Origin of the sequence: Sphingomonas corticis, from assembly GCF_012035195.1 — a bacterium.
Classification (GTDB): domain Bacteria; phylum Pseudomonadota; class Alphaproteobacteria; order Sphingomonadales; family Sphingomonadaceae; genus Sphingomonas; species Sphingomonas corticis.
This window is the reverse complement of the sequence record NZ_JAAVJH010000054.1, coordinates 1-1,198: the sequence shown is the minus strand read 5'-3', so window position 1 is coordinate 1,198 and position 1,198 is coordinate 1. Positions and strand designations below refer to the sequence as shown.

Here is a 1,198-nt window from a genome sequence, read left to right as displayed (position 1 = left end):
GTCTCGTCCGGTTGTGACACCCGAGCCTGCGGAAATTACTGCCGAACTTTGATTTCAAGGCAACCGGTTCACGCTATCGTATTTCGATGGCGATTGCCGCACCTTACCCTCCGAGCCGCATGGCCTCGCTCTCTGTCGCGGCCGTGCTAATCCTGCTGCTGGGTTACGGCGCGGCGTCATTGGCGGGCCTTATCGAGCGGTGGGGCGCGTCGCCGGGCGGATTGGGCGTGCTGGCAGGCTGGATGGCGCTGGCCGCGCTCGCGCTTCCTCTGATGCGTGCGCGACCTACACGGCGCGCGATGGCGATGCTCAGTTCTCATCGAGCGATCGTTGAGCGCGTACACCAGCGGCAAGACGGAAGCTGCATTCGATGCGGAAGGGTTCACGTTCACCCTCCATGCACGCCTTGAAGACGTCTCGATCAATGATGGAAACAATTAGTGGGCCAGCGTAAGCCGATTGCGAACAAGACGATCCTGATCGTGGAAGACGAAGCCATCCTCAGGTTCGATCTGGTCGACTTCTTCGAACATGCAGGTTGGAAAGTGTTCGAGGCCACGAATGCCGAGAGCGCCATCGAATTGCTCGATCGTCACAGGGAGATCGGCGCTGTTCTGACGGACGTCAACATGCCTGGGTCGATGGACGGCCTTGCACTCGCTCATCACGTGCGCGGGCGCTATCCGCCAACCGTCCTGTTCGTGGTGTCGGGCAACGTGCCCCTGGACAGCGAGGATCTGCCGGTCCGAACCGCGTTCATGCCCAAGCCGTTCGATCCGCATCGCCTGCTTCGCGAACTGGAGGCGGCAAGTCTGTGACGGGGGGCTAACCTTAACTGCACAGGACTCCGGCGGAGGAAGGCGTTCACGCCGGTGCCAGTGCCGTCACATCGCCCGCGCCATTTCCCGGTCGATCTGCTGGACCGCGGTGACGAAGGCGAACAGCTTCTGCGGGTCGAGCTGACCACCCGTCCGGACGCCGGAGCACAGGTCGACACCATAGGGGCGAACCTGCCCGATCGCTTCCGCCACGTTAGCGGCGGTCAGGCCCCCGGCAAGAAACACCGGCTTCTCGGTCGCACGGACGAAAGCGGCGCTGACCGCCCAGTCATGCGCGCGGCCGGTTCCGCCCAGCTCAGCGACCGGGGCGTTGGGCCTGCCGGAGTCGAGCAGGAAGGCATGAACGCAAGGCTCATAGG

The 1,198-nt window shown here is 63.4% G+C and carries 2 protein-coding genes; one reads left to right on the top strand and one right to left on the bottom strand.

Translation table 11 applies throughout. The features are described 5' to 3' along the window. Positions 1-440: 440 nt before the first annotated feature. Positions 441-818: a response regulator gene (locus tag HBH26_RS20350; RefSeq protein ID WP_066516394.1), complete on the top strand. Its 378-nt coding sequence runs from the start codon at positions 441-443 to the stop codon at positions 816-818. Between the two features lie 66 nt (positions 819-884). Here the strand turns inward: HBH26_RS20350 and HBH26_RS20345 are convergent. Beyond that, positions 885-1,198 (bottom strand): phosphoribosylanthranilate isomerase (locus HBH26_RS20345; RefSeq protein WP_420825006.1); only part of this gene is annotated, 314 nt, incomplete at its 5' end.